The sequence below is a fragment of the Streptomyces sp. NPDC051555 genome, assembly GCF_044454405.1.
Taxonomy (GTDB): domain Bacteria; phylum Actinomycetota; class Actinomycetes; order Streptomycetales; family Streptomycetaceae; genus Streptomyces.
The window spans coordinates 167,562-194,248 of the sequence record NZ_JBITDP010000014.1; the positions used below are offsets into that span (position 1 = coordinate 167,562).

Consider the following 26,687-nt stretch of genomic DNA (forward strand, 5'->3'; position numbering starts at 1 on the left):
CGGCCCCTCAGGCGGTCCCGGTCAGGCGCAGCGACACCCACAGGGCCGAGGTGGACAGGGCCAGCGCCGCCGGGGTGGTCAGCAGGCCGAGGTGGGTGAACTCGACGAGCCGGACCTCGTGTTCGTGGTGGTGCGCGATGCGCCGCCACAGCAGGGTGGCCAGGGAGCCCGCGTAGGTGAGGTTCGGGCCGATGTTCACGCCCAGGAGCACGGCGAGCACCGCGCCCGGACCCGCGGGTGCGACCAGCGGCACCAGGGCCAGCACCGCCGGCAGGTTGTTGATCAGGTTGGCCAGTACGGCGGCCAGCGCGGCCAGGCCGAGCAGCGCGGGCAGGCCGGTGCCCACCGGGACGACGTGGGCCAGGGCCGCACCGAGGCCGTTGTCCACCAGCGCCCGGACGACGATGCCCAGGGCCAGGACGAAGGCGAGGAACGGCAGCGCCGCCGAGCGGACGATCGCGGCCGGGGTGGTGCGGCGCCGGGCCAATGCCCGGACCCCCAGCACCAGGGCCCCCGCCGCCGCGGCCCATGCCGGGTCGGCCCCGACCGCCGAGGCGACCGCGAAGCCGCCCAGGGTCCCCGCCACCGTCAGCAGCGCGAAGAGCGGCAGCTCGGGCGGCTCCAGGGCGTCCGCCCCGGCCGGTTCGGCATCGAGGTCGGCGGCGAAGAACCGGCGGAAGACGACGTACTCGACCCCGATCGCGACCAGCCACGGCAGGGTCATCAGGGCGGCGAACCGGGTGAAGCTCAGGCCGCTCGCGGTGAAGGCGAGCAGGTTGGTGAGGTTGGAGACGGGCAGCAGCAGGGACGCGGTGTTCGACAGGTGCGCGCACGCGTAGAGGTGGGGCGCGGGCCGGGCGCCCATGCGCGCGGCGGTGGCGAAGACGACCGGGGTGAGCAGGACGACGGTGGCGTCCAGGCTCAGCGCCGCCGTGATCAGCGAGGCGAGCGCGAAGACCGCGCCGAGCAGGCGCCGGGGGCGGCCCGCCGACCAGCGGGCCATCCAGGTGCCGCAGGCGTGGAAGAGGCCCTCGTCGGCGCAGAGCTTCGCGAGGACGAGGACGGCGGCGAGGAAGCCGATGACCGGACCGAGGCGCTCCGCCTCCTCCCGGACGGCATCCGTCCCGATCGCCCCGCAGCCGATGACCACGACGGCGGCCGGGACGGCGAAGAACGCCTCGGGGCGGCCGAAGGGGCGGGCCACCGCGCACACCAGCACCACCAGCAGCGCGGCCAGTGAGAGGGTGAAGGAGAAGGCGTCGGAGGGCATGCCCGCGATCATCCCAGCAGGCCACGGGTACCGGGCCCGGCACCCCGGCGGCTCCTCAGCCCCTCAGCTCCTCAGCTCCTCAGCTCCTCAGCCTCCAGCCCCTCAGCCCCCAGCCCCTCAGCCCGACGCGTCGAGCAGGGCGGTCAACTCGTCGCGGACCAGTTCCATGAACGGCCCGGTCGCCGCGGGCTCCACCGCGCGCTCCCCGGCCACCGCGTACAGGTGGGCCAGTACGGCCGTCACGTCCGCGAAGGGCCCCACCGGGCGCAGCAGCCACAGCCGGCCCGCCGGGCGGGGCGGCAGCCCGAGGCCGGACAGGGTCGCTTCGGCCTCGGCGTCCATCCCGTGCAGGTCGGCCGCCGACAGCGGGGCGCACTCCACGTCGATGACCGTGCCGTGGCCGTCCATCCGGGTCTCCACCGCCCAGCGCGTGGCCCGGTCCGCCACCCAGGTCCGGGCGGGCGCGGGCCACACGTACGGCAGGAACACCCACAGCGCCTGCTCGGGCGCGGGTTCCCAGCCGAGCACCTCCAACTCGCGCACCTCGGGCAGCCGGTCCGGCTCCGACTCGCTGCGCCCGGACCGGCGCAGCCCCAGCGGGTGCGCAGCGCCGTCCTCGTCCCAGTCCCATGACATGGGCGCAGGCTACCGACGACGGGGCCCCGCGTCCGGGAGGCCCGACAGCCGGACCCGGAGGTCCCGGCCCGGAGGCCCCCGGCCCGGAGGCTCCTCAGCCCAGGGGGTTCTTCGCGATCCGCCCGGCTATGCCGTTCGCGACCAGGCCGGCGGCCGAGCAGTGCGGCTTGCGGGCCGCCTGGTCCTCGAAGAGGGCCAGGAAGGACGGGCCGAAGTCGGCCCGCGGGTAGGCCTGCAGCAGTTCGGCGCGGAACCGCTCGTCGAACTCCTCCACCCGCAGGCCCGACACGTCGGCGCTGGTGCCCACCTGCAGGAGGTGGCTCTCCACGTCCTCATCGGCCGTGACGTCCTCGCGCATGTGCAGCACGATGACCTCCTCGGCGCGGGCGCGCCGCGCCGGGGCCCAGCCGAGGCCCGCCGTGAGCACGCGGGCCACGTGGCCGCCCGCCTCCTCGAAGGGGAGGGTGTGGCTGTCGAAGGGCGCGGTCAGCCCCAGGTCGTGGAGGAGCGAGGCGACGTAGAACAGCTCCTCGTCGTAGGCCAGACCGTGCTCGGCGGCGTACCGCGCACCGAAGGCGTAGGAGCGCACGGAATGGTTGAGGAGCGCCTCGTCGGCATACTCCGCCGCGATCTCCCGTGCCGCTTCGGCCGATCGTCCCGCTACGGTCCACATATCGCTCGGTTCCCCTCCGCCTGACGTCAGTTGACGCTGGTCACTGTAGGCGGGGGTGAAAATCCACCGGCGCCGGGTCCTCCCCCGGCCAGCTCAGCCGGGTCGGCGCCACCGGGGTCTCGGCCAGGACCCGGCCGCGCGAGACGACGAAGCGCGGCCGGACCTGACGGCGCAGTGCTTCGGACGGCGACGGCGCGGGCAGCAGCACGAAGTTGGCGGGGGCGCCCTCCGCGATGCCGTACGCGTCCTCGTCGAGCCCGAGCACCCGGGCCGCGCGGTCCGTCACCATGGAGAACGCGGTGGGGATCTCGTCCGTTCCCGTCAGCTGGGCCGCGTACAGGCCCATCAGGGCGGTCTGGAGCGGGTTCCCGGTGCCCAGGGCGTTCCACGGGTCCATCACGTCGTCGTGCCCGAAGGCCACGTTGACCCCCGCCGCCAGCATCTCCTTGACCTGGGTGAGGCCGCGCCGCTTGGGGTAGCCGTCGAAGCGGCCCTGGAGGTTGAGGTTCGCGAAGGGGTTGCTCACCAGGTTGATCCCGGAACGCTCCAGCAGCCGCTGGAGCTTGAAGCTGTAGGCGCCGTTGTAGGAGCCCATCGCCGTCGTGTGCGAGGCGGTCGCGCGCCCGCGCAGTCCGGAGCGCAGGGCCAGGGTCGCCAGTACCTCCACGAAGCGCGACTGCTCGTCGTCGATCTCGTCGCAGTGGGCGTCCACGCGCAGCCCGTGCCGTTCGGCGAGTTCGAAGGCGAAGCGCAGCGAATCGACCCCGTCCTCGCGGGTGTCCTCGTAGTGCGGGATCGCGCCGATCACGTCCGCGCCGCGGACCACCGCCTCGCGCATCAGGCGTTCGCCGTCCGGGAAGGAGACGATGCCCTCCTGCGGGAACGCCACGATCTGGAGGGTCAGCACGTCCCGCACCCGGTCGCGGACCTCCGCCAGGGCGTCGAGCGCGATCAGGCCGGGGTCGGTGACGTCGCAGTGCGTCCGGACGTACAGCACGCCCTGGGCGGCCTGCCACCGCAGCACCTCGGTGGCGCGCGCGACGACGTCCTCGCGGGTCAGCGTCCGCTTGCGCTCGCTCCAGCAGGCGATGCCCTCCCAGAGGGTGCCGGAGGCGTTCGGGCGCGGCCGGCCGGCGGTCAGCGCGGTGTCGAGGTGGATGTGCGGTTCGACGAAGGGCGCGGTGAGCAGCCCGCCGTGCGCCTCGATGAGGGTCCCCGTCATCGGTGGCTCCCGCTCGTCGTCGTGCGGGATGAGGTGGGCGATCCGGCCGTCCTCGGCCACCTCGACGTCGACGAGGCTGGCGGCGACCGCGCCCCGTCCCTCTCCTGTGTGCAGCCGGGCACCCCGGACGATCATCCGCATACCGTGACGTTATAGCGGTACGGCTGCCAATCCGGCGGCATCCCGGCGCCCGGTGCGGCAAGAATGGGGCGCATGACCAGCGATGTGAGCAGCGACGTGAGCGGCGACCTCGGCAGCGGTGCGAGCGGCGGCCCGAGCAGTGACACGAGTGCCGTGTCCCCCGGCGACCCGTCCGCCATGCCGGACTGGGAGAAGCGGTTCCGGGCCCCGCGCGTCGGGCTGCCCGACTGGGCCGAGGACGCCCCGGACCGCAGCCTCTTCGTCTCCAACGCGACGGGGACCTACGAGCTGTACGCCTGGGACCGCGCGAGCGGCGCCCAGCGGCAGGCCACGGACCGGCCGAACGGGACCACCGACGGCACCCTCTCCCCCGACGGCGCCTGGATCTGGTGGTTCTCCGACACCGACGGCGACGAGTTCGGCGTCTGGGTGCGCCAGCCCTTCGAGGGCGGCCCGGACGAGCCGGCGACCCCGGGCCTGGAGCCCTCGTACCCGGGCGGTCTGGCGATCGGCCGGGACGGCACGGCCGTGGTCGGCCGTTCCACCGACGAGGAGGGTTCGACGCTGCACGTCGTGCGTCCGGGCGCGGAGCCGGTCGAGATCTACCGGCACCACGAGTCGGCGGGCGTGGGCGACCTCTCCCGCGACGGCACCCTCGTCGTCATCGAGCACACCGAGCACGGCGACGCGATGCACTCCTCGCTGCGCGTGGTCACCCTGGACGGGGCGACCGTCGCCGAGCTGGACGACTCCGAGGGCGGCACACGGGAGCTGGGGCTGTCCGCGCTCGGTTTCGCGCCGGTCGCCGGGGACGCCCGGCTGCTGGTCGGCCACCAGCGGCGCGGCCGCTGGGAGCCGATGGTCTGGGACGTGGCGGCGGGCACCCAGGAGGACCTGGAGATCGACCTGCCCGGCGACGTGAGCGCCGAGTGGTACCCGGACGGCACCGCCCTGCTGATCGCGCACGAGTTCGAGGCGCGCGGCGAGCTGTGGCGCTACGACCTCGCGACGCGCGAGCTGGTCCGGGTGGACACCCCGCCCGGTACGGTCTCGGGCGCGACCGCCCGTCCCGACGGCACCGTCGAGTACCAGTGGTCCTCGGCCGCCGAGCCCGCCTCTGTCCGGTCCACCACCGGCGCGGTGGTGCTGGACCCGCCGGGCTTCCGGCCGCCGGGCTCCGTGCCCGTGGAGGACGTGTGGGTCGAGGGACCGGGCGGGCGGATCCACGCGCTGGCGCAGCGCCCGACCGGGCACGGCGAGGGTCCCTTCCCGACCATCTTCGAGATCCACGGCGGGCCGACCTGGCACGACAGCGACGCCTTCGCGGCCACTCCCGCGGCCTGGCTCGACCACGGCTTCGCGGTGGTCCGGGTCAACTACCGGGGCTCGACGGGCTACGGCCGCGAGTGGACCGACGCCCTCAAGCACCGGGTCGGCCTGATCGAGCTGGAGGACATCGACGCGGTGCGCGCGTGGGCCGTGGAGTCCGGGCTCGCCGATCCGGCGCGGCTGGTGCTGTCCGGCGGCTCGTGGGGCGGCTACCTGAGCCTGCTCGGGCTGGGCACCCAGCCCGAGGTGTGGGCGGTGGGACTGGCCGCGGTGCCCGTCGCCGACTACGTGGCGGCGTACGAGGACGAGATGGAGCCGCTCAAGGCGCTGGACCGGACCCTCTTCGGCGGGACGCCCGAGGAGGTGCCGGACCGCTTCGCCGCCTCGTCCCCGCTGACGTACGTGGACGCGGTGCGGGCGCCCGTGCACATCGCGGCGGGCGTGAACGACCCGCGCTGTCCGATCCGGCAGATCGACAACTACGTCGAGCGGCTGGTGGCGCGCGGCGCCGAGCACGAGGTCTACCGCTACGACGCCGGGCACGGCTCGCTGGTCGTGGAGGAGCGGATCAAGCAGGTCCGGATGGAGCTGGAGTTCGCGCTGAAGCACCTGCCGCAGGGCGCCTCGGTCTGAACCCGGCCCGACCCGGCCCGACCCGGGACGGAGCGACCGGTGCGGCCCCCGTACGGTGGTGGGGTGCACCGGTTTCTCCTGACCCCGCGCTGGTGGGGGATCAACGTCTTCGTCGTGCTGGCCGTTCCCTTCTGTCTGTTCATGGGGACGTGGCAGCTCGGCCGCTTCGAGGACCGCGTCGGCAGCCACCGGGAGGCGAGCGCCGAGCGCCCGGCCGACCAGGTCGCCGCCCCGCTGGACTCCCTGCTCCCGGTGGACACCCGGACCTCCGGACGTCTCGCCTCCGTCTCCGGGGAGTACGCCGAGCAGTTGCTGGTCCCGGACCGTCAGCTCGACGGGGCGTCCGGCTTCTACGTGCTGACCCTGCTGCGCACCGACGGCGGCAAGGCCGTCCCGGTGGTCCGCGGCTGGCTTCCGGGGACCGCGGACGCGGCCAGGGCGCCGGCGGCGCCGACCGGTCGGGTCCAGGTCGCCGGGGTGCTCCAGGCCCCGGAGAGCTCCAGCAGCAAGGGCGTCCACTCCCAGGGCGGGCTGCCCACCGGACAGCTCGGCGTGATCGGGTCGGCCTCGCTGGTCAACCTGGTGCCGTACGAGCTGTACGACGCGTGGCTGACCGTGCCGACCCCCTCGGACGGGATGATTCCGGTACCGGCGAAGGCGCCGGCGAACACCGGGCTCGACCTCAAGGCCTTCCAGAACCTCGGCTACACCGGCGAGTGGTTCGTCTTCTCGGCCTTCGTGCTCTTCATGTGGTTCCGGCTCTACCGGCGCGAGGTCGAGACCCTGCGCGACGCGGAGGCCGGGCTGCTGCCGCCCGACCCCGCCATGGGCACGACGGACGCCGAGGGTCCGGCAGACCCCGCCTCCGCCTCCGCCTCCGCCTCCGCTACGGCTTCGGCGCCGCGTCCAGCGCGATGACGCCGGTGCGGTAGACCGTCCCCGCGCACTTCGTGGGGACGGTGGCGCGGGTGGTGGACGCGCCCGGGTGCACGGCGTGCGTGAGGGCGACCTCGCCGCTCTCGGGGGTCGGGCCGGCGCTCGGCGCTCCGCCCGCGGCTGCGTCGGTGTCCGGCCGGGCGCCCTGCGCCTGCGCGTTGCCGCCCTGCGCGGGCTTGCCGCCCGGTTCCGCGGCGCCCGTCGTGCAGGTGGGATCGGGCACCCAGGCGAAGCGCACCTCGTAGCCCATGGACGGCTGGAGGACCAGGCCCGGAGTCTCCGTGGCCGGGTCGGGCAGGCCCGTCGCCGGATCGCCCGCGGTGTGCGCGAGGACCGTGACCGGGGCCTGGCCGGAGGCCGCGCCCGCTGCCGGGGCCGCCGTGACGGTGTCGGCCCCGGTGACCGTACAGCCGCTGACGGACACGTTGGTGACGCGGAAGCTGCCGTACACCTTGCCGTCCGCCTCAGCGCTGCCGGTGGTGGCGCGCACCCCGAGCTGGGCCTCGGCGCAACCGGGCGCGCCCGGCGCGGCGGGGGGCAGCGGGCCGCCCCCGGCCGCCGCGCCCGTGGTGGCCGGTCCGGTGCCGCTGCCCCCGACGGCCTGCGTCGACGGGCCGGGTTGCGGCGTACTGGTGGCGCCGCCCGCGGCAGCGCCCTGGCTGGTGGCCGGGGCCTGCGGGGGCTGGGCGAACGCGCCCCCGCCGGCGGCGTGCGGGTCCGAGGGTCCGTCCTGGTCGCCGTCCACGGCGGTGCCGTGGCCCGCCATCGCGGAGTGCTCGCCGGGCGCGCCCTCGGCCGCCGTCAGGTGCAGGGCCGCCGGGACCGCGGTCCCGCACAGCAGCACGGCCGCGGCGGCGCCGATGACGACCTGGCGCTTACGGGCCCGGCGGGCGGGGACGGCATGGCGCAGCCGCTCCAGCGCGCCGTCCGAGGGCGTCAGGCCCCCGACGGCTCCGTGCAGCAGCCCGCGCAGCTCGTGCTCCTGCACGACGCCGCCGGGATCCTCGTCGTGCGTCCCGCTGAAACGGTTCACCTGGTCGTTCATGACTGCGCAGCCTCCATCGCCACCCGCAGCGCGGCAATGCCCCGCGATCCGTACGCCTTCACCGAGCCGAGTGATATCCCGAGCGTCTCGGCGACCTGGGCCTCCGTCATGTCCGCGAAGTAGCGCAGCACCAGCACCTCGCGCTGGCGCCGCTGCAGTCCGCGCATCGATCTGATCAGGTCGTCCCGCTCCAACTGCTCGTACGCGCCCTCTTCGGCGCTCGCCATGTCGGGCATCGGCTTCGACAGCAGCTTGAGCCCGATGATGCGGCGGCGCAGCGCGGAGCGGGAGAGGTTCACGACGGTCTGGCGCAGGTACGCCAGCGTCTTCTCGGGCTCGCGGACCCGGCTGCGCGCGGAGTGGACCCGGATGAACGCCTCCTGGACCACGTCCTCGCAGGAGGCGGTGTCGTCCAGGAGCAGCGCGGCCAGGCCCAGCAGCGAGCGGTAGTGCGCCTGGTAGGTCTCGGTGAGGTGGTCGACGGTGGTGCCGACGGCCACCTCGGGCGCCGCCGCGCCCACGGCCGCCTCGGGCGCCGCCGCCCCGGGCTCCGCGGACGCCACCGGCTCGACCGGCGGCGCGCCGTCGGCGCCGTCGGCGCCGTCACGAGGCGCGGGCACGAATCCCCCCCTGGCCGGCGCGGCGGGCGCGGACACGGACGCGGACGACGCTGCGGAAGCCGGCGGTCCCGCCGGAAGGGGCACGATCACCGGGAGACCGCCGCCGCCTGGAGCGGGGCGCGGCGAGCGCCGCCGTACCGGAAGGATCCCGGGGCGCACCGGTGGAACCACGAAGTCGAGCAATGCCTCTGCCACGCCAGTTGGACACGCGTCCCCCGGTCAGGGTTGTACGCGTGCGGCAGCCCCACCAGCATTGTGTCGCCCGCCCTCATGCGTAACCGCTCTTCACCTTGATCTAGGGATCGCTCCCGATCCTACAAAGCGAATTACGCGAATTCACCAGCAATCAGTTCCGCGATCTGGGTCGCGTTCAGGGCGACGCCCTTGCGGAGGTTGTCCGCGCAGACGAAGAACTCCAGCGCCCGGGGGTCGTCCAGGGACACCCGCACCCGGCCCACCCAGGCGGGATCGGTGCCCGCGGCGTCCACGGGGGTCGGGAACTCCCCCGCCGCCGGGTCGTCCACGAGGACCACGCCGGGGGCCGCCTCCAGGATCTCGCGGGCCCGCGCCAACTCGACCGGTTGCTCGAAGGCGGCCCGGACCGTCAGCGAATGGCCGGTCATGACCGGCACCTGCACGCAGGTCACGGACACCGCGAGCGCGTCGAGCCCCAGGATCCGGCGGACCTCCGCCCGTACGGCCAGCTCGTGCGAGGACCAGCCGTCCGCGCGCAGCTCGCCGGACCACGGCACCACGTTGAGGACGAGCGGCGCCGCGAAGGGCCCGGTGTCCTCGCCCACGGCACGGCGCACGTCGCCCGTGTGCTCGCCCAGATCCGTCCCGGCGACCACGGCCAGCTGACGGCGCAGCACCTCGGACCCGGCCCGGCCCTCGGCGCTCGCGGCCTGGTACGAGGAGACCACCAGCCCGGTCAGCGCGTACTCGGCGTGCAGCGCGCCCACCGCCGCGATCATCGCGGCGGTGACGGAGTCCGGCCCGGCGACGATCCCGCGCGGGCGGATCCGGACGGCGTGCGCATTGATCTCGGGCACCACCAGCGGCACCTCGGGATCGTCCCGGAAGGCCGCGGAGTGGTCGACCACGACCGCGCCGCGGGCGGTCACGACCGGCGCCCAGCGGGCCGACACCTCGGCCGGGGTAAGGAAGATCACCACGTCGCCCGCGCCGAGGCCGTCGAAGGCGTCCTCGGTGAGGGCGAGCACCTCGCACTCCTCGCCGCGCACGGTCAGCCGGCGGCCGGCCGAGCGCGGGGAGGCGATCAGGCGGATGCCGCCCCAGACGTCCGCCCGCTGGGACAGCATCTGGAGCAGCACCGCGGCGACCGCTCCGGTCGCCCCGACCACGGCCAGGGCCGGGGCGGACGACCGGTCGACGGCCGGGTTCAACGTCCCGTGCCTCCGTAGACGACCGCTTCGTCGCTGTCGGAGTCGAGGCCGAAGGCCGAGTGCACGGCGCGGACGGCCTCGTTCACGTCGTCCTGGCGGGTGACCACCGAGATGCGGATCTCGGAGGTCGAGATCAGCTCGATGTTCACGCCCGCGTCGGACAGGGCCTGGAAGAACGAGGCGGTGACGCCCGGGTTCGTCTTCATGCCCGCGCCGACCAGGGAGATCTTGCCGATCTGGTCGTCGTAGCGCAGCGAGTCGAAGCCGATCGTGCCCTTCGCCTTCTCCAGGGCGTCGATGGCCTTGTGGCCCTCGGCCTTGGGGAGGGTGAAGGAGATGTCCGTCAGACCCGTGGAGGCGGCGGACACGTTCTGCACGATCATGTCGATGTTGATCTCGGCGTCCGCGATGGCGCGGAAGATGGCCGCGGCCTCGCCCGGCTTGTCCGGCACACCGACGACCGTGATCTTGGCTTCGGAGACGTCGTGAGCGACTCCGGAGATGATGGCGTGCTCCACCGGCTCGTCCCCTTGCGGATTCTCGTTGCTGACCCAGGTGCCGCGCAGTCCGGAGAAGGACGAGCGGACGTGGATCGGAATGTTGTAGCGGCGCGCGTACTCCACGCAGCGGTGCAGCAGCACCTTGGAACCGGACGCGGCCAGCTCCAGCATGTCCTCGGAGGAGATCCAGTCGATCTTCTGGGCCTTCTTCACGACGCGGGGGTCCGCGGTGAAGACGCCGTCGACGTCGGTGTAGATCTCGCAGACCTCGGCGTCGAGCGCCGCGGCCAGGGCGACGGCGGTCGTGTCCGACCCGCCGCGACCGAGGGTGGTGATGTCCTTGCTGTCCGCGGAGACGCCCTGGAACCCGGCGACGATGGCGATGTTGCCCTCGTCCAGCGCGGTACGGATCCGGCCCGGCGTGACATCGATGATGCGCGCTTTGTTGTGGACCGAGTCGGTGATCACACCGGCCTGGCTGCCGGTGAACGACTGGGCCTCGTGGCCCAGGTTTTTGATCGCCATGGCCAGCAGGGCCATGGAGATCCGCTCTCCCGCGGTCAGCAGCATGTCGAATTCACGCCCGGCAGGCATCGGAGACACCTGCTCGGCGAGATCGATCAGCTCGTCCGTCGTGTCGCCCATCGCCGACACCACGACGACGACCTGGTGGCCGTCCTTCTTGGCGTCGACGATCCGCTTGGCGACCCGCTTGATGCCCTCGGCATCCGCTACGGAGGAGCCTCCGTACTTCTGCACGACTAGGCCCACGTGCGCTCCTCGATCAAGTCCGTCAGTTTGCGGGTGCAGTCTAACGAGCGGCCGCGATCCGACCGTCTCGTACCACATCATGAGACGAAAAGATCAAAGAATGGGTTCCCGCGCGAGACCGGTCTTCCGCCGGTCGCCGCCGTGTCTCCGCCCGGTCTCCGCCGGGTCTCCGCTACTGCTTGCGCAGGCCCAGCGGGCCCGCGATCTCCTGCGCCATCACCAGCCCGGCCTGCTCCGCGAGGTCCTCCTCGGCCAGGTCCTCGTCCGTGTCCAGGCCGTCCAGTTCCTGGAGGGGCTGGTCGAGGCGGACGTGCGCGACGAGCGACTGCAGGGCCCGCAGGGTGGCCGAGGCGGTCGATCCCCAGTTGGAGAAGTACGAGAACTGCCACCACCACAGCGCCTCGGTGGTGCGGCCCGCCCGGTAGTGCGCCAGGCCGTGCCGCAGGTCCGCGACCACGTCGGCCAGGTCGTCGGAGATCCGGTGCGCGACGGGCGCCTTGCGCGGCTCGTAGGGGTCGAAGACCTCCGAGTACACGTCGACGGGGTCCAGCATCAACGCGAACCGCTCGCGCAGCTCGTCCACGCCCGGCTCGGGCCCGATGTCCGGCTCGTAGCGCTCGTCGGGCACGACGTCCTCGTACGCTCCCAGTCGGCCGCCCGCCAGCAGCAGCTGGGAGACCTCCAGGAGCAGGAACGGCACCGCGCTGTCCGGGTCCTCGCCCTTGGCCACCTCGGTGACGGCGACGATGAAGGACTCGATCTGGTCCGAGATCTGGACGGCGAAGTCGTCCGGATCCTGGCCCAGGGCGTGCAGCGTTGCGTCAGACATCGAGAAGTCGCCTTCCTTCAAAGGCCCGCCCGAGCGTGACCTCGTCCGCGTACTCCAAGTCTCCCCCGACGGGGAGCCCGCTGGCCAGGCGGGTGACCTTGAGGCCCATGGGCTTGATCATCCGGGCGAGGTACGTCGCCGTCGCCTCGCCCTCCAGGTTCGGGTCGGTGGCGAGGATCAGCTCCGTCACCGACCCGTCCGCGAGGCGCGCCAGCAGCTCGCGGATGCTCAGGTCCTCCGGTCCGACGCCCTCGATCGGGCTGATGGCGCCGCCCAGGACGTGGTACCGGCCCCGGAACTCACGCGTCCGCTCGATCGCGACGACGTCCTTGGACTCCTCGACCACGCAGATCACCGTCAGGTCCCGGCGCGGGTCGCGGCAGATGTTGCACCGCTGCTCCTGCGCCACGTTCCCGCACACCTCGCAGAAGCGGACCTTGTCCTTGACCTCCAGCAGCGCGTGCGCGAGGCGACGGACGTCGGTGGGCTCGGCCTGCAGGATGTGGAAGGCGATCCGCTGGGCGCTCTTGGGCCCGACGCCGGGCAGCCTGCCCAGTTCGTCGATCAGGTCCTGGACCACGCCTTCGTACAACGGACTGCCTTCTTTCGCGTGCGCCGGGGGCTGCTGCCGCCGGAGGGTGGGGACTGCTTAGAACGGGAGGCCGGGGATGCTGCCGCCGCCCAGGCCCTGGGCCAGCGGACCCAGCTTCTGCTGCTGGAGCGCCTGCGCGTTCTCGTTGGCCGCCTGGACCGCGGCGACCACCAGGTCGGCCAGCGTCTCGGTGTCCTCCGGGTCCACGGCCTTCGGGTCGATCACCAGCGCGCGCAGCTCGCCGGAGCCGGTCACCGTGGCCTTGACCAGACCGCCGCCCGCCTGGCCGTCGACCTCGGTGCGGGCCAGCTCTTCCTGGGCCGTGGCGAGGTCCTGCTGCATCTTCTGGGCCTGCTGGAGCAGCTGCTGCATGTTGGGCTGGCCACCGCCGGGGATCACTGGTCACTCACTCCATACGTCGCGCTGTTACGGGTGAAACCGAGCCTACGTGCTCCCCGGGCACCGCGCCCTACGCCGTGAAGACCAACTCTTTCGAGTGAGGGTGGGTCGTGCACGTACCTGATCAAGGCCCCCTTGCGGGCGGAAATCCCGGGATTCGTCGCCCATCGCCCGCCGTTCGGAGGTAGGAAGGGCATGCGCACCATTGCGCACACGCGCACCACCACACGTCAGCGCAGGCAAAGGGAGTGCCGGGTGAGCCAGCCGGAGATGCAGCCCGAGGGGCCACCTCGGGATCCCCGGGAGGAGGGCGGCGGACCGATGGCCGCCGCGGGCGATCTGACCGGCCGGCCCTTCCCCCTCGGAGACTGGGGCGAGCCCGCCGAGCGGCTCGACGAGCTGTACCGACGCGTCGAGGACGATGCGCTGCGCACCGCCGCGTGGTACCTCGGCGACCGCGCCCTCAAGCGGCGCGGCGCCCGGATCCTGCGGGCCGGGGCCGCCGTCGGCGTGCTCGCCGGCGCCGCGATGCCGCTGCTGGAGCTGACCGGGTCCGCGCCGGGGCTGGCGACGTACGGCTACCTCTCGCTGCTCCTGGGGGCGGCCTGTCTGGCCTGTGACCGGTTCTTCGGGTTGACCTCGGGGTGGATGCGGGACGTGGCGACGGCGCAGGCGGTCCAGCGAAGACTCCAGACGCTCCAGTTCGACTGGGCGTCGGAGAACGTGCGCGAGGTGCTCGGCCCGACCGAGGGCACCGCCAGCGAGGCCGCGGACCGCTGCCTGTCCGTGCTGCGGCGCTTCCAGGAGGACGTGACGGAGCTCGTGCGCTCCGAGACCGCGGACTGGATGGTGGAGTTCCGCTCGGGTCCGGCGCCCCTGGTCATGCAGTCCCTGGGCGTCTCCGGCGCCCGCGCGGAAGCGGGCGCCGCGCCCGTCCGCTTCCCGCTCCCCCCGGGCACCCGCCCGAACATGCCGCGCCAGCGACCGCCGGAGCAGCCCAGGTGAGGCGGGCGGGGCCGGATCCGGCCCCGCCCGGGAGTCAGCTGAAGATGATCATCGACCCCTGGCCGAGGCTCCGCGTCGCCGCCGCGTGCAGCCCCAGCCACACGTGCCGCTCGCGGGCGAAGGGGCTGTCGTCGTAGGGAATCGGCCCGGCCGGTTCCTCCAGCGAGGTGGGCCGCCCCGGCGGCGCGGGCGGCGCGGGCGGATTCCCCGGGTCGATCCCGATCGCCGGACCCACGAACGCCAGCTCGCGGAGCAGGCCCTGCGCGGAGCCCAGCGGCCCGCCCCCGGCCAGCAGCTCCTCGTTCGCCAGCGGCACCGCGAAGTCCACCGGCACGTACGCCCCGGCGTGGTCGTAGTGCCACACCAGGTGCGACTGCTGGGCCGTGGACTCGAACATCTCCAGCAGCTGCTCGTAGTCGCCGCCCAGCTCGTCCACCGGGGTCACCGGCAGTCCGCAGAGCTGGAGCAGGTAGGCGCGCCGCAGGAAGTGCAGGGCGTCGTAGTCGAAGCCGGCCACCGGGGCCACGTCCCCCGACAGCCCGGGCATGTAGGCGAAGACGGGCACGGACGGCAGTCCGGCCTCGCCGAGCGCCTTGTCGTACGAGGCGATCTCTTCCGCGAAGGGGTTGTCGGGGCTGTGACACAGCACGTCGACAAGGGGTACCAGCCAGAGGTCACAGGCCACGCGGGCTCCGTCCGGTCGTATGTCCGCCGATCGGCCCAGCGTAGTGCGCCGCACACCCTCCGCGAAGGGGTCGGTAGAGGTTGCTCGCCGAGCGAGGATCTGCCCTGGGCCTGTCGCCGACGTCACGCCCGTCCCGCGACGCCTCCCCCTAGGACCTGCCCACCCTGCCCACCCGCCAGACCCAGGCGTCCCGCACCTTCACCGGCGGCGCCTCCAGCAGGTCCGTCAGCGTGCGCACCAGCTCCGCGGAGCGGTCCTGCTCCGGTACGACCACCGCGCCGGCCTTCCAGTACGACAGGTCGCGGCGGGCCTGCGCCCGCCACTCGGGACCGATGGTGGGCGGCTCGGCGCCGTAGCGGACGTCCCTCAGCAGGTTCGACAGGTGGCGCGGGGGCGCGCCGTAGATCCCGGTCCGCTCCGGGCCCCAGGGTCCGTTGTAGTAGCCGCCGGCCAGCTTGAAGCCGAAGTCGGCCTCGACCTGCCAGTGCAGCGCGTCGGCCACGCCCGGGTCGGGCAGCGGCACCGCGACGAGCGCCTCGCCGTCCCTGACGTACTCCTTCCAGGCACCGGAGGTGATGAAGGCCGGCACCGGGGCCCGCTCCCGGACCGCCAGCGGCAGCGGCAGCACCGGCAGCAGGACGGCGGCCACCGCGAGCACGCCGAGCGTGCGGTGCTCGCGGGCGGGGGCGGCCGCGATCCGGTCCAGGGCGAGGGCCACCAGGATGCCGAGGACCGGGGCGCACACCATCGCCACGCGCCCCTCGATGACCGACTCGAAGAGCGGCAGCTTCGTGATCCAGCGCCACGGGCCGGGCAGCGTGATGTCGGTGCGCGGGACGGGCACGATCGGCCCGAGCGAGAGGACCGCCGCCACGACACCGGTGATCGCGAGCGCGCGGACGAGCCTGCTCCGCCACATCCAGACGCAGACGAGCGCGCCGAAGGCGAGCAGCGGCCAGCCGTAGAAGGCGTTCTGCTCGGTGGTGTTCAGGGAGAGCTTGCCCGCGGTCTGCGGGTCGCCGAAGAGCGAGCGGCCCGCGTACTCGATCAGGGCGCGCGGGCTGTTCCCGGCGTTGTCCCCGTGCAGCACCGAGTGGTAGCTCTGCGGACCGGAGAACTGCCAGTACAGCGGGAAGACCACCAGCGGCAGGCAGACGGCCAGCGCGATGACCACGCCGAGGCCCAGCGGGCGCCAGGCCGCGCGGACCCGCTCGCGGTCGACGACGAGGTAGGCGAGGGCGAAGACGACCAGGCCCAGCGCGGTGATGAGCAGCGGCTCCTCGCCGATGAAGATCTGGTACGTCGCGAAGAGGCCGAGCAGCACCCCGTCGCGCACCACCGCGCGCCCTCCGTCGGAGCCGTCGCACAGGCGCAGCGCCCGGTCGATGATCAGCGGGATCATGAACAGGACGACGAAGTTCGGGTGGCCGTTGGCGTGCGAGATCATCGGCGGCGCGAAGGCGGCCAGCGCACCGCCCGCGGCGGCGGCCCAGCGGGTGCGCACCAGACGGCGGCGGATCAGCCAGTACCAGGTCCAGCCCGAGGCGGCCATGCCGAGCGTGAGCACCAGCACGAAGGTGACGGTCGCGCCGAAGACCAGGGTGACCGGGATCAGCGGGACGGTCAGCCCGAGCATCGTCGCGTTGGCCATCAGGTTCACGCCGTCCGGCATGCCCTGGGCGGTGGTGAAGAGCGGATTGCGCAGGTGGGTGATGTTGTCGGTGGTGACGCCGACGAACCATTCCCACTGGTTCTGGTCCTGGAGCGCGTCCCGCAGATAGGCGCCGTCGAGGTCGAGCCAGAGCCGGTGGAAGAGCAGGAAGGCGAGGGCGACGAAGAAGGCGGCGACGGCGAGGCCGCCCGCGTTCAACCGGAAGAACTCGCGGACCCGCAGGCCCGGGTGCCGCTCGCGCGGGGGCCGCCCGCCCCGGTGGCGTTCCCTGACCGGGCGCTCCCCCGCGGGTCGCCGCACCGGCCGCTCCTCCGTGCGCCAGCCCTGCGCGCGGCACCAGCGCAGCACCTCGGCGTCGATGGCCGGGCCGTGCAGGGTCGAGGCGGCGAAGGCGGCGCGGGCCCGGGGGCCGTCGAACAGGGCGAAGGCGAGGGTGTCGGCGCGGAAGCCGGGCGGGCCGGGGATGCCGAGGGCGCGGACCAGGGGGTTGCGGTGGCGGCCGGAGATCACCGCGGTGGTGTCCGGCGCGAGGTCCAGGCCGCTCTGGAGGTCGTCGAGCCCGTGCAGGCCGGTGGCCGCGTGGGCGGCGTCGGTGAGCAGGATCCGGCGCCCGGTGGACGTGCGGACCGCCGCGCGCAGGGTGGGGACGGCCCGTATGCGGGGATCGTCGGGCTGAACGGGGGCGGGCGCTTCGCCGCTCCTGCCGCTCGGGTCGGTGCCGGGGGCGTCGCTCGGGTCGGTTCCGGGGGCGTCGCCGCGGTGGGTCGCGGCGTCCGCGGGTGCGTCCGGGCCCACGACCAGCAGTTCCCAGGCGCCGCCGCCGGGCCAGGACGCGGCGCGTTCGTCGAGGTCCGCGCGCAGCCGGGCCAGGAGCGGGGCGGTGCGGGCCGCCGGGGCGCCGTGGGTCCGCAGGATCACGCTGAGGCGGACCGGCTGCGGCCAGGTGGCGCCCGTACGCGCGTCGAGGCGTTCGCTCGGCGCGCTCACGCGCCCGCCGCCGTCAGTTCGGAGGCCCAGTCCAGGCCGTGCTGGTTGTAGGCCTGCACCAGGCGGCGGACCTCGTGCGCGTCGGCGCGGGTGACCGCCTCGACGAGTTCGTTGTGCCCGCTCCACAGCGCGGAGCGCAGTTTCGGCTCCCGCTGGAGGTGGGGGACGGCGAAGACCCAGCACTGCACGCGGATGCGGTGCAGGAAGTCCGCGATGTAGACGTTGCCCACCAGAGTGCTCAACTCCCTCCAGAAGCGCAGGTCGTAGCCGATGAGCACCTCCAGCGAACCGCTCAGCGCGGCCCGCCGGGCCTCCTCCGCCCGTCGCCGCACCGACACCAACATCTCCGCCGCGCCGGGCGCCGTACCGCGCTCGACCAGCCTGCGGAATATCCCGTCCACGATCAGGGTGCGGGCCTCGACCATCCCGCGGAAGTCGTCCACGGAGAAGATCCGCACGCGGAAGCCGCGGTGCTGGACCGAGTCCAGCAACCCCTGCGCCGCGAGGTCCACCAGCGCCTCGCGCACGGGCGTGGCCGACACCCCGTACTGCTCGGCGATCTGTTTGACCGTGAACTCCGTGCCCGGCGGCAGGCGTCCCGCGAGCACCTCGTCGCGCAGCGCGTCGGCGATCTGCTGGCGCAGGGTGTTGCGCGTGACAGCTCCGCTGCCTGGCATAAGGGTCCGTCTCTTTCGTAGAACTCCGGACACCTTAGGCCAGGCGGCGGGGCCGCGGCCGGGACGCTATGTGATCACTGTGTGTTCGTTGCGCGGAGAGGAGGTGTCCTCTATGCGGATGCGGTGTGCCGGTCCGCGACCGTGAGGGCATCGTCGAGCAGGGCCAGGCCCTCCTTCGCCTCCGCTTCGGAAATGGTGCACGGCGGCACGACGTGCGTGCGGTTCATGTTCACGAAGGGCCACAGGCCGGACGCCTTGCAGGCCGCGGCGAACTCGGCCATCGGCGCGTTGTCGGCGCCCGCGGCGTTGTAGGGGACCAGCGGCTCGCGCGTCTCCTTGTCCCGTACGAGCTCCAGCGCCCAGAAGGTGCCCAGGCCGCGGACCTCGCCGACCGAGGGGTGGCGCTCGGCGATCTCGGCGAGCGCCGGTCCGATCACGTTCTCGCCGAGGTGGGCGGCGTGCTCGACGACGCCTTCCTGCGCCATGGCGTTCATGGTCGCGACGGCGGCAGCGCAGGCGAGCGGGTGGCCGGAGTACGTCAGTCCGCCCGGGTAGGGGCGCGTGGCGAAGGTGTCGGCGATCGCGCCGGAGATCGCGACGCCGCCGAGCGGTACGTAGCCGCTGTTGACGCCCTTGGCGAAGCAGAGCAGGTCGGGGGTGACGTCCCAGTGCTCGGCGGCGAACCACCGGCCGGTGCGGCCGAAGCCGGACATGACCTCGTCCAGGATGAAGACGATGCCGTAGCGGTCGCAGAGCTCGCGCACGCCCGCGAGGTAGCCGGGCGGCGGGGTCATGATCCCGGCGGTGCCCGGCACCGACTCCAGGATGATCGCGGCGATGGACTGCGGTCCCTCGAAGGCGATCGTGTCGGCGAGGTGGCGCAGCGCGCGCTCGCACTCCTGCTCCTGCGACTCGGCGTGGAAGGCCGAGCGGTAGAGGTAGGGGCCCCAGAAGTGCACGACCCCGGCCGAGGCGGTGTCGGAGGGCCAGCGGCGCGGGTCGCCGGTCAGGTTGATCGCGGCGGCGGTGGCGCCGTGGTAGGAGCGGTAGGCCGACATGACCTTCTGGCGGCCGGTGTGCAGCCGGGCCATCCGGACGGCGTTCTCGACGGCTTCGGCGCCGCCGTTGGTGAAGAAGATCTTGTCGAGGTCGCCGGGGGTGCGCTCGGCGATCAGGCGGGCGGCCTCGGAGCGGACGTCCACGGCGAAGCCGGGGGCCAGGGTGCACAGCCGGGTGGCCTGCTCCTGGATCGCGGCGACGACCTTGGGGTGCTGGTGGCCGATGTTGGTGTTCACCAGCTGGGAGGCGAAGTCGAGGTAGTGCTTGCCCTCGTAGTCCCAGAAGTACGACCCCTCGGCCCCGGCGACGGCGAGCGGGTCGATCAGGGCCTGGGCGGACCAGGAGTGGAAGACGTGGGCGCGGTCGGCGGCCTTGACGGCCGCACCGGCGCCCGGATCGGCGCCCGGATCGGCGGACACGGCGTGGGGAGCGGCGTGCGGGACATGAGGGGTCATGCGGTCAGGCTAGAAGTGCGCAGGTGGGAGGGGATATCGGCGGTCTGTATGGGGCTGGGGCGCGGACCTCGGCAACCTGTCCGGCGAGTGGCGCCGGACAGCACGCCGAGGTGAGGGGGCGGAGAGGGTGCGGAGAGGGTGCGGAGAGGGTGCGGCGGGAGCCTCGCGGGGCCCTGATGAGGGCTGGGCGAGGGGCTGGCGAGGGCGTGACGGAGGCCCTGAGGGGGGCCGCCCGGTCGGCCGATCGGGAATGTGTCGAAGTCAATAAGCCTGTAAGTAAACCTTGTTGCCCAGGTCACAGGCGTCGCACACTGCGGCACATGGAGCCGTTGAACGTAGTTGCAGAACTGTGGGAGCGGATCGAGGCCCGCGACTGGGACGGAGTCGGCGAGCTGATCGCCCAGGACGCGGTCATCGAGTGGCCCGTCAGCGGGGAGCGGATCGTCGGGCGCGCGAACTTCATCGCCGTGAACAGCGACGGCGCCGCGGACGCGGACGCGGACGGGGACGCGCGCTCCGTGGAGGTGCTGCGGATCCTCGCCGACGGGGACTTCGTCGTCACCGAGGTGGAGATCCCGCAGGACCACGTCGTGTACCGGGCGGTGTCCCTGTGGACCGTGCGCGCCGGGGAGATCGTCGAGGCACGGGAGTACTGGACCAGCCCGGGCCAGGATCCCGCGCCGCGCTGGCGTGCGGGGTACGTGGAGCCCCTGGTGGCGGACTGAGCGGGGCGGAGCGGGCGTGTCGTGCCGGGCCGGGCCGTGGCGTGCCGTGGCGTGCCGTGTCACCCACGTCATACCTGAGAGCTACGCGGAAACCCACCTCTCTGGCGGGACGCTGACGACAGGGCTCGGTTCATAACTTCGGTACCAGAGACAACACCCCCCTCTGGATCGAAGGAAGACCGCCATGCTGCCCAGCGCGAACAGCCTCCCCGCTCGACTGCGCCGCACGCTGCTCGCCGGGCTGATAGCCGCCGCGGTCGTCTTCCCCGTGTCCGCCGCCACCACCCCCGACGTGCCCGCTCCGGCGGCCGCCCGCTTCGCCGAGGGCACGAGCGCCTCCGAGCGGTACGCCGCCAACCTCGCGGATCTCGGCGAGGCGGCCCGCATGGCGGCGGACGCGGGGCGCGTGGAGCGGGCCGCGAAGCTGCGGGCCATGACGGCGGGCGGTACGGCCCGGTTCCTGTCCTTCGACGGGCACGGGACGGGGCGGGCCGTCGAGGTCCTGGGCGACCTGGCGACGGCGGACCGGATCGCGGTCCTCGTCCCCGGGTCGGACACCACCCTCGACACCTATCAGAGGTTCCGTGCCGGAGCCCTCGCCCTCCAGCAGCGCCTCCAGGCCGAGCATCCGCGCTCCGCCGTGGTCGCCTGGCTCGGGTACGACACCCCCGGCACGGTCAGCACGACGGTCCTGACCACGGCCCGCGCCGATGACGGGGCGCGGAAGCTGGCCCCCTTCCTGGCGGAGTTGCAGCGCCTGAGCGGCAGCGGCGCACGGCAGTCGCTGCTGTGCCACTCCTACGGTTCGGTCGTGTGCGCCCGGACCGAGACCGGGCCGCAGGTCACCGACATGGCGCTGTACGGCAGCCCGGGCACCGGCGCCGACACCGCCGGCGAGCTGCCCACCGCCGCCCGGGTGTGGGCGGGGCGCGGCGGCGACGACTGGATCGCGGACGTCCCGCACACGCGCATCGCCGGGATCGGCTTCGGCGTGGACCCCGTGGACCCGGCGTTCGGCGCCCGTTCCTTCGCCGCCGGCACCGGTGGACACAGCGACTACCTCCGCCGCGGCACGACCTCGCTCGACAGCCTGGCCCGGATCGTCCTGGGCACCACCGCTCCCACGGAGGCTTCTCATGCTTGAGCTTCGTGCCCGCCGGGCCGTCCTGGTCCGCCGGATCGACGCCGCCACCCCCGCCGGCCGGGACCGGGCCGTGGACGCGCTGCGTGCCGTCGCGATCCTCGGGGTGGTCCTGGGCCACTGGCTGGTCACCTCGCTGCACCCCGCCGGGGGCGGCCTGCGCACCAGCAGCCCGCTGTCCGCCATGCCGTGGCTCGCGCCGATCTCGTGGGTGCTCCAGACGCTGGCCCTCTTCTTCCTCGTCGGGGGGCACGTGGGGGCGCTGAGCCATGCCGCGGCCCGGGCGAGCGGGGTGTCGTACGGACAGTGGCTCGGGCGACGGCTGGGACGGCTGCTGCGTCCGGTCGCGGCGGTGCTCCTGGTGTGGACGGTCGTGGTGGGCGTGCTGCTCGGCACCGGTGTCGCGTCGGGCACGGTCCACGGGTTGGTGACCCTGGTGCTGTCCCCGATGTGGTTCCTGCTGGTCTTCGCCGGTCTCACGGCGCTGACCCCCCTGGTGGCCCGGCTGAACCCGCTGTGGCCGCTGGCCGTCGTCGCCTTGGTGGACCTGTGGCGGTTCGCCCTGGACGGGCCCGCCTGGATCGGCTGGGTCAATGTGCTGGCCGGGTGGCTCGTGCCCTACACCCTGGGCGCCGCGTGGGCGCGAGGCGCCTTCGCCCGGCGCACCCCGGCGGCCCTGATGCTGGTCGGCGCGGGCGCGGCCACGGTGGCCTTGGTGGTGTGGGGTGGGTACCCGGCGTCGATGGTGGGTGTTCCGGGGGCCGCGATCTCGAACCTGAGCCCTCCGACGCTGGCCGCGGTCGCCTTCGGCCTGGCGCAGTGCGCGCTGGCGCTGCTGGTCAGGGAGCCGCTGGCGCGGGTCATGCGGAGGCCGGCGGCCTGGGCCGCGGTGGCCCTGGTCAACCTGTCCGCGATGACGGTCTTCCTCTGGCACCAGAGCGCGATGATGTCCGTCACGGCCCTCGGCCTGCTCGGCGGGGTGGACCTGCCCGGTCTGCACACCGTCGCGGATTCCCCCTGGTGGATGGCCGCCCGGCTGGTGTGGCTGCCGGTCTTCGGGCTCGCCCTGCTCCTCCTGTGGGCCGTCTTCCGCACCGTCGAACAGGGCGGCCGCAAGAAGCGCTCGTCGGGCACCTCGCGCATCGTGCGCACCGGAGGCACCGCAGCCGCTCCCGTGCGGAGCACCGCCCGTGCCTAGGGTGAGCGTCGTGACAGAGCAGATCGACTCCGTGGGCGAACGCCCTTCAAGGGTCCGCGCCATGCTGTTGACCCTGCCCGAGGAGTTGCTCAGCACGCGCCGGGATCCGTTGCCGAGATGGGGCCGGACCCGCTGGCTGGCCCGGCTGCCGCACGTGCTGCTCGGCTACGTGGCCTACCTGCTCAGCTCGATCGTGGTCGCCCAGGTCAGCGGGGCGTACGACATACACGACAAGACCGCTCCCTTGCTGGGTGCGCTGACGGGCGTCTCCATCCTGGTGACGATGTGGTGGCCGATGGTGGGCTGGTGGCTGGCGCTGGGTGCGGCGGTGGGCATCGCCGTCGCCATCCACCCGAACGTGCCGGTGGGGCAGCCCTGGCCGTGGATCCCCATCGGGGTGTTCGCCATGGCCCCGGTGGTGCTGCTGGTGGCGCTGCGCGTGCCGCCGCGGGTGACCGCGTCCGTCGTCGGCACCACCGTCGCCCTCACCGTGGCCGCCGAGGTGGGCTTCGGTCCGGCGCTGGCCGGGTCCACCATCGTCGAGTCGCTGCTGGTCCTCGGGTTCGCCGGGGTCCTGGGGTCCCTGCTGCGCGCGCTGCGCCTGGCCCGCGGCCGGCTGGTGGAGCAGGAGACCCTCACCGAGGCGGAGCGCGCGCAGCGGACGCTGCTGGAGGAGCGCAGTCGGATCGCCCGGGAGCTGCACGACGTCGTCGCGCACCACATGTCGGTCATCTCCATCCAGGCGCAGGTCGCCGTGCACCTCGCGGAGAATCCGTCCGAGGAGCTGAAGGACAACCTGGCGGGCATCCGCGGCAATGCGCTGGAGGCTCTCACCGAGCTCCGCCGGGTGCTGGGCGTGCTGCGCTCGGAGCATCCGGACGATCCGGCGAACCCGCACCACCCGCAGCCGACCCTGGTCGAACTTGACGCACTCGTCGCCAATGTTCGGGCCACCGGGATGGAGATCACCACGGAGATCGCGGGCGAGCGGCGGGCGCTGTCGCCCGGGCTCGAACTGACCGCGTACCGGCTGGTGCAGGAGGCCCTGAGCAACTGTCTTCGGCATGCGCCCGGTTCCCGGGTGGAGGTCGGCCTGGCCTACGGGCCGCGCAACCTGCACCTGTGCGTCGCCAACTCCGCGCCGACCCGGCCGGCCCCGCCCTCACCGGGGGCGGGGCACGGATTGCTGGGCATGCGGGAGCGGGCGGGCATGCTCGGTGGTGAACTGACCGCCGGACCACGGCCCGGTGGCGGGTACGAGGTGAGCGTGACGCTCCCGCTGGATCCACCGCCGAACGCCTTCGCCAAGGAGAACAGAGACCGATGACCACTCCGATCCGGGTCATGATCGCCGATGACCAGATGATGGTCAGGCAGGGCTTCAGCGTGCTGCTGGGCGCGCAGCCCGACATAGAGGTGGTCGGCCAGGCGGTCGACGGCGCCGACGCCGTCGACCAGGCGGCCGCACTCGCTCCGGACGTGATCCTGATGGACATCCGGATGCCGGGCATGGGCGGGATCGAGGCCACGGCGGCGGTGACCGGGGCACCGGGGTCCACCGTCAAGGTGCTCGTGCTGACCACCTTCGACCTGGACGAGTACGTGTACGAGGCGCTGCGGGCCGGGGCCTCCGGTTTCATGCTCAAGGACGCCTCGGCGGACCAGCTGGCCGAGGCGGTGCGGGTGGTCGCGGCGGGGGAAGCACTGCTCTCGCCGAACATCACGAAGCGGCTGATCACGGAGTTCTCCCGGCTGGGGGCGCCGCGCGCACCCACGAAGCAGCGGCTCGCGGAGCTGACCGAGCGGGAGACGGAGGTCCTGTCGCTGATCGCCCAGGGCCTGTCCAACGGCGAGATCGCGGCGCACCTGATCGTGGCCGAGCAGACCGTGAAGACGCATGTGAGCCGGATCCTGGTGAAGCTGGGCTTGCGGGACCGGACCCAGGCCGCCGTCTTCGCGTACGAAACGGGCCTGATCCGTCCGTCGGGTTACTGACGGCGCCGCGTAGTACTTGAGAGGGAGCTTTATAAGTCCCCATCAGCGGCGACGCGGACGAGGGGGGTGGCAACCTACGGTTGGTATGTGACCGAGACGACCACCGGGGCAGCCCCCCGGACCCCTGAGATCCGGCTGGCGTCGGGCTTCATACAGAGCCTGCGCCGGGACCTGTTCACCGATGCCCTCGCCTACCGGCCGCTCGCCCCGCTGCGGCTGGACGGCCCGCTGATCCGCCGGCTCCCCTCGCGGATCCGGCGGGAGGCCGCCTTCGCGCCCCATGCCGTGGTGACGCTGATCGCGTTCTTCGTGCTGTTCAACGCCGGGCGCGACGTCTCCTACGAGTCGCCCCTGCGCACGTTGGTGATCGGGCTGCTGGCTGCCGCTCCGGTCGTGATGACGCTGGTGCGGCCGATCGGGGCGTTCTGGGCGCAGATAGCGGTCACCGGGGTCCTGGCCGTGCTCCAGTCCGCCAGCGTGCTCTGGCCGTGGTCGCCGGGCTCCTTCTTCGCCCACATGACCGTGCTGACCGTCGTGGCGATCCGGACCGGCCCGCGGGTCGCGGCCTGGATGTGGACGGTGAGCACGGCTGCGGGGATCGTGCTCAGCGTCCTGCTCGGTCGGGGCCACAACATCGGCACCATGCCCATGGTCTTCCTCTCGGCCTTCGTCCTCCTGGCGGTCAGCGTCCGCCACATCCGGACGACGGCCGCGCAGGAGGTCACGGCGCAGCAGGAGGTCACGGCGGTCGAGCGGGACCGGCGGACCCTGCTGGAGGAGCGGACGACGATCGCCCGCGAGCTGCACGACGTGGTGGCGCACCACATGTCGGTGGTGGCGATCCAGGCCGAGGCCGCGCCGTACCGGGTGGAGAACCCGCCGCCGGAGCTGGAGGCGGCCTTCGCCACCATCCGGGAGAACGCGGTGGCGGCGCTCACCGAGCTGCGGCGGGTGCTGGGCGTGGTGCGGTCCGCGGACTACGAGGCGCCGGACGCCCCGCAGCCGACGCTGGCTTCGATGGACGGCCTCCTGGGCAATGTGCGGGAGGCGGGGATGACCGTGGAGAAGACGGTGACGGGCTCGGTCCGCGAGCTGCCCCAGGGGGTGGAGCTGTCGGCGTACCGGATCGTCCAGGAGGCGCTGAGCAACACCCTGCGGCACGCTCCGGGTGCGGCGGCCGGGGTCGAGGTGTCGTACGTCCTGGGCGGGCTGGGAGTGCGGATCGTCAATGGCCCGGCGGTCGGGGACGTCAGGCCGTCGCCGGGCGCGGGGCACGGGATCACCGGGATGCGGGAGCGAGTGGCCATGTTGGAGGGGGAGATGACGGCCGGGCAGACACCGGGCGGCGGGTATGAGGTGGCCGTGTTCATACCGGTGCGCAACCGGCCCGCGGAGGAGTCGGCATGACGATCCGGGTGCTGATCGTCGACGATCAGATGATGGTCCGGGAGGGTTTCTCCGTCCTGCTGGGCGCGATGCCGGGCATCGAGGTGGTGGGGGAGGCGGTCGACGGCCGTCAGGCCCTGGAGCAGGTGGCCGCGCTGCGTCCGGACGTGGTGTTGATGGACATCCGGATGCCGGTGATGAACGGTCTGGAGGCGACGCGTCAGATCGTCGCGGCGGACGCCAACGCGAAGGTGCTGGTACTGACGACCTTCGACCTCGACGAGTACGTGTACCAGGCGCTGCGGGCCGGGGCCTCGGGGTTCCTCCTCAAGGACGCGTCCGCCCGGCAACTGGCGGACGGGGTGCGGGTGGTCGCGGCCGGTGAGGCGCTGCTCGCGCCTTCGGTGACCAAGCGGTTGATCGTGGAGTTCGCGAAGCTCGCGCAGACGCCCCGGGTGGCGGATCCGGGGATGGTGGAGGAGCTGACGGAGCGGGAGACGGAGGTGCTGATCCTGATCGCCCAGGGGCTGTCCAATGCCGAGATAGCCGACCGCCTGGTGGTCGCGGAGTCCACGATCAAGACCCATGTCAGTCGGGTCCTGGTCAAGTTGGGGCTGCGGGACCGCACCCAGGCCGCCGTCTACGCCTACGAGACCCGCCTGGTCTCCCCCGCGTAGGGGGTGGCGCTGCCTAAGGTACG

The 26,687-nt window shown here is 73.2% G+C and carries 25 protein-coding genes; 10 read left to right on the forward strand and 15 right to left on the reverse strand.

Going from position 1 to position 26,687, the window contains the following annotated elements; genetic code table 11:
- Nucleotides 1-7: 7 nt before the first annotated feature.
- The 4 genes from ACIBEA_RS26755 to codA all read right to left on the reverse strand — a co-directional run bounded on the left by ACIBEA_RS26755 (nucleotide 8) and on the right by codA (nucleotide 3,942).
- Complete coding sequence (locus ACIBEA_RS26755) at nucleotides 8-1,270, reverse strand: SLC13 family permease (protein ID WP_399265075.1); 1,263 nt, start codon at nucleotides 1,268-1,270, stop codon at nucleotides 8-10.
- 117 nt (nucleotides 1,271-1,387) lie between these two features.
- The gene (locus ACIBEA_RS26760; protein WP_399265077.1) at nucleotides 1,388-1,906 is read right to left on the reverse strand and encodes a DUF5956 family protein; all 519 of its coding nucleotides are present in this window, start codon (nucleotides 1,904-1,906) and stop codon (nucleotides 1,388-1,390) included.
- A 94-nt stretch (nucleotides 1,907-2,000) separates the two neighbouring features.
- Nucleotides 2,001-2,579 (reverse strand): HD domain-containing protein, encoded by a 579-nt coding sequence (locus ACIBEA_RS26765; RefSeq protein WP_399265079.1) that lies wholly within the window; start codon nucleotides 2,577-2,579, stop codon nucleotides 2,001-2,003.
- Between the two features lie 40 nt (nucleotides 2,580-2,619).
- Nucleotides 2,620-3,942 carry a cytosine deaminase gene (gene codA, locus ACIBEA_RS26770; RefSeq protein WP_399265081.1) on the reverse strand — a complete coding sequence of 441 codons (1,323 nt, stop codon included), beginning with the start codon at nucleotides 3,940-3,942 and terminating at the stop codon, nucleotides 2,620-2,622.
- A gap of 177 nt (nucleotides 3,943-4,119) precedes the next feature.
- Here codA and ACIBEA_RS26775 point away from each other — a divergent pair, with 177 nt between their 5' ends.
- The gene (locus ACIBEA_RS26775) at nucleotides 4,120-5,904 is read left to right on the forward strand and encodes a prolyl oligopeptidase family serine peptidase (protein ID WP_399265219.1); all 1,785 of its coding nucleotides are present in this window, start codon (nucleotides 4,120-4,122) and stop codon (nucleotides 5,902-5,904) included.
- A gap of 63 nt (nucleotides 5,905-5,967) precedes the next feature.
- A complete protein-coding gene (locus tag ACIBEA_RS26780; protein WP_399265083.1) occupies nucleotides 5,968-6,822 on the forward strand; it encodes an SURF1 family protein in 855 nt (284 codons plus the stop codon).
- On the opposite strand, the gene ACIBEA_RS26785 is transcribed toward ACIBEA_RS26780, so the two are convergent.
- The 7 genes from ACIBEA_RS26785 to ACIBEA_RS26815 all read right to left on the reverse strand — a co-directional run bounded on the left by ACIBEA_RS26785 (nucleotide 6,791) and on the right by ACIBEA_RS26815 (nucleotide 13,002).
- On the reverse strand, nucleotides 6,791-7,885 hold the full coding sequence (locus tag ACIBEA_RS26785) for a hypothetical protein (protein WP_399265085.1): 1,095 nt from the start codon (nucleotides 7,883-7,885) through the stop codon (nucleotides 6,791-6,793). The two genes, ACIBEA_RS26780 and ACIBEA_RS26785, sit on opposite strands and share 32 nt — an antisense overlap.
- Nucleotides 7,882-8,505: a SigE family RNA polymerase sigma factor gene (locus tag ACIBEA_RS26790; protein ID WP_399265087.1), complete on the reverse strand. Its 624-nt coding sequence runs from the start codon at nucleotides 8,503-8,505 to the stop codon at nucleotides 7,882-7,884. The genes ACIBEA_RS26785 and ACIBEA_RS26790 overlap by 4 nt, the downstream gene beginning before the upstream one ends.
- Before the next feature lie 326 nt (nucleotides 8,506-8,831).
- Complete coding sequence (locus ACIBEA_RS26795; protein ID WP_399265089.1) at nucleotides 8,832-9,911, reverse strand: aspartate-semialdehyde dehydrogenase; 1,080 nt, start codon at nucleotides 9,909-9,911, stop codon at nucleotides 8,832-8,834.
- Nucleotides 9,908-11,182, reverse strand: coding sequence for an aspartate kinase (locus tag ACIBEA_RS26800; RefSeq protein WP_330331242.1), 1,275 nt, complete (start codon nucleotides 11,180-11,182; stop codon nucleotides 9,908-9,910). Before ACIBEA_RS26800 ends, ACIBEA_RS26795 begins: the two co-directional genes overlap by 4 nt.
- 172 nt (nucleotides 11,183-11,354) lie before the next feature.
- On the reverse strand, nucleotides 11,355-12,011 hold the full coding sequence (locus ACIBEA_RS26805; protein ID WP_399265091.1) for a DUF5063 domain-containing protein: 657 nt from the start codon (nucleotides 12,009-12,011) through the stop codon (nucleotides 11,355-11,357).
- Nucleotides 12,004-12,603: a recombination mediator RecR gene (gene recR, locus ACIBEA_RS26810; protein ID WP_399265093.1), complete on the reverse strand. Its 600-nt coding sequence runs from the start codon at nucleotides 12,601-12,603 to the stop codon at nucleotides 12,004-12,006. Before recR ends, ACIBEA_RS26805 begins: the two co-directional genes overlap by 8 nt.
- 57 nt (nucleotides 12,604-12,660) lie before the next feature.
- A complete protein-coding gene (locus ACIBEA_RS26815) occupies nucleotides 12,661-13,002 on the reverse strand; it encodes a YbaB/EbfC family nucleoid-associated protein (protein ID WP_399265096.1) in 342 nt (113 codons plus the stop codon).
- Nucleotides 13,003-13,257: 255 nt separating this feature from the next.
- On the opposite strand from ACIBEA_RS26815, the gene ACIBEA_RS26820 reads away from it, so the two are divergent.
- Nucleotides 13,258-14,007 (forward strand): SLATT domain-containing protein, encoded by a 750-nt coding sequence (locus ACIBEA_RS26820; protein ID WP_399265098.1) that lies wholly within the window; start codon nucleotides 13,258-13,260, stop codon nucleotides 14,005-14,007.
- Nucleotides 14,008-14,041: 34 nt separating this feature from the next.
- Here the strand turns inward: ACIBEA_RS26820 and ACIBEA_RS26825 are convergent, their stop codons facing one another.
- From ACIBEA_RS26825 to ACIBEA_RS26840, 4 genes are all read right to left on the reverse strand, one after another.
- Nucleotides 14,042-14,692 (reverse strand): hypothetical protein, encoded by a 651-nt coding sequence (locus ACIBEA_RS26825; RefSeq protein ID WP_330331247.1) that lies wholly within the window; start codon nucleotides 14,690-14,692, stop codon nucleotides 14,042-14,044.
- 148 nt (nucleotides 14,693-14,840) lie between these two features.
- A complete protein-coding gene (locus tag ACIBEA_RS26830; RefSeq protein ID WP_399265100.1) occupies nucleotides 14,841-17,351 on the reverse strand; it encodes a glycosyltransferase family 2 protein in 2,511 nt (836 codons plus the stop codon).
- The gene (locus tag ACIBEA_RS26835; protein WP_399265102.1) at nucleotides 17,348-18,028 is read right to left on the reverse strand and encodes a GntR family transcriptional regulator; all 681 of its coding nucleotides are present in this window, start codon (nucleotides 18,026-18,028) and stop codon (nucleotides 17,348-17,350) included. Before ACIBEA_RS26835 ends, ACIBEA_RS26830 begins: the two co-directional genes overlap by 4 nt.
- Nucleotides 18,029-18,138: 110 nt before the next feature.
- Nucleotides 18,139-19,542, reverse strand: coding sequence for an aspartate aminotransferase family protein (locus tag ACIBEA_RS26840; RefSeq protein WP_399265104.1), 1,404 nt, complete (start codon nucleotides 19,540-19,542; stop codon nucleotides 18,139-18,141).
- A 320-nt stretch (nucleotides 19,543-19,862) separates the two neighbouring features.
- On the opposite strand from ACIBEA_RS26840, the gene ACIBEA_RS26845 reads away from it, so the two are divergent.
- The 7 genes from ACIBEA_RS26845 to ACIBEA_RS26875 all read left to right on the forward strand — a co-directional run bounded on the left by ACIBEA_RS26845 (nucleotide 19,863) and on the right by ACIBEA_RS26875 (nucleotide 26,664).
- Nucleotides 19,863-20,267, forward strand: coding sequence for a nuclear transport factor 2 family protein (locus ACIBEA_RS26845; RefSeq protein WP_354380745.1), 405 nt, complete (start codon nucleotides 19,863-19,865; stop codon nucleotides 20,265-20,267).
- A gap of 184 nt (nucleotides 20,268-20,451) precedes the next feature.
- Entirely contained in the window at nucleotides 20,452-21,411 is a 960-nt protein-coding gene (locus tag ACIBEA_RS26850; protein WP_399265106.1) for an alpha/beta hydrolase, read from the forward strand.
- A complete protein-coding gene (locus tag ACIBEA_RS26855; RefSeq protein ID WP_399265108.1) occupies nucleotides 21,404-22,606 on the forward strand; it encodes an acyltransferase in 1,203 nt (400 codons plus the stop codon). Before ACIBEA_RS26850 ends, ACIBEA_RS26855 begins: the two co-directional genes overlap by 8 nt.
- Before the next feature lie 10 nt (nucleotides 22,607-22,616).
- Entirely contained in the window at nucleotides 22,617-23,933 is a 1,317-nt protein-coding gene (locus ACIBEA_RS26860) for a histidine kinase (RefSeq protein ID WP_399265110.1), read from the forward strand.
- Nucleotides 23,930-24,601, forward strand: a complete 672-nt coding sequence (locus ACIBEA_RS26865) for a response regulator (protein ID WP_399265112.1) — start codon at nucleotides 23,930-23,932, stop codon at nucleotides 24,599-24,601. The genes ACIBEA_RS26860 and ACIBEA_RS26865 overlap by 4 nt, the downstream gene beginning before the upstream one ends.
- 87 nt (nucleotides 24,602-24,688) lie before the next feature.
- A complete protein-coding gene (locus tag ACIBEA_RS26870) occupies nucleotides 24,689-26,008 on the forward strand; it encodes a sensor histidine kinase (RefSeq protein ID WP_399265113.1) in 1,320 nt (439 codons plus the stop codon).
- On the forward strand, nucleotides 26,005-26,664 hold the full coding sequence (locus tag ACIBEA_RS26875) for a response regulator (RefSeq protein ID WP_399265115.1): 660 nt from the start codon (nucleotides 26,005-26,007) through the stop codon (nucleotides 26,662-26,664). The genes ACIBEA_RS26870 and ACIBEA_RS26875 overlap by 4 nt, the downstream gene beginning before the upstream one ends.
- Nucleotides 26,665-26,687: the final 23 nt, after the last annotated feature.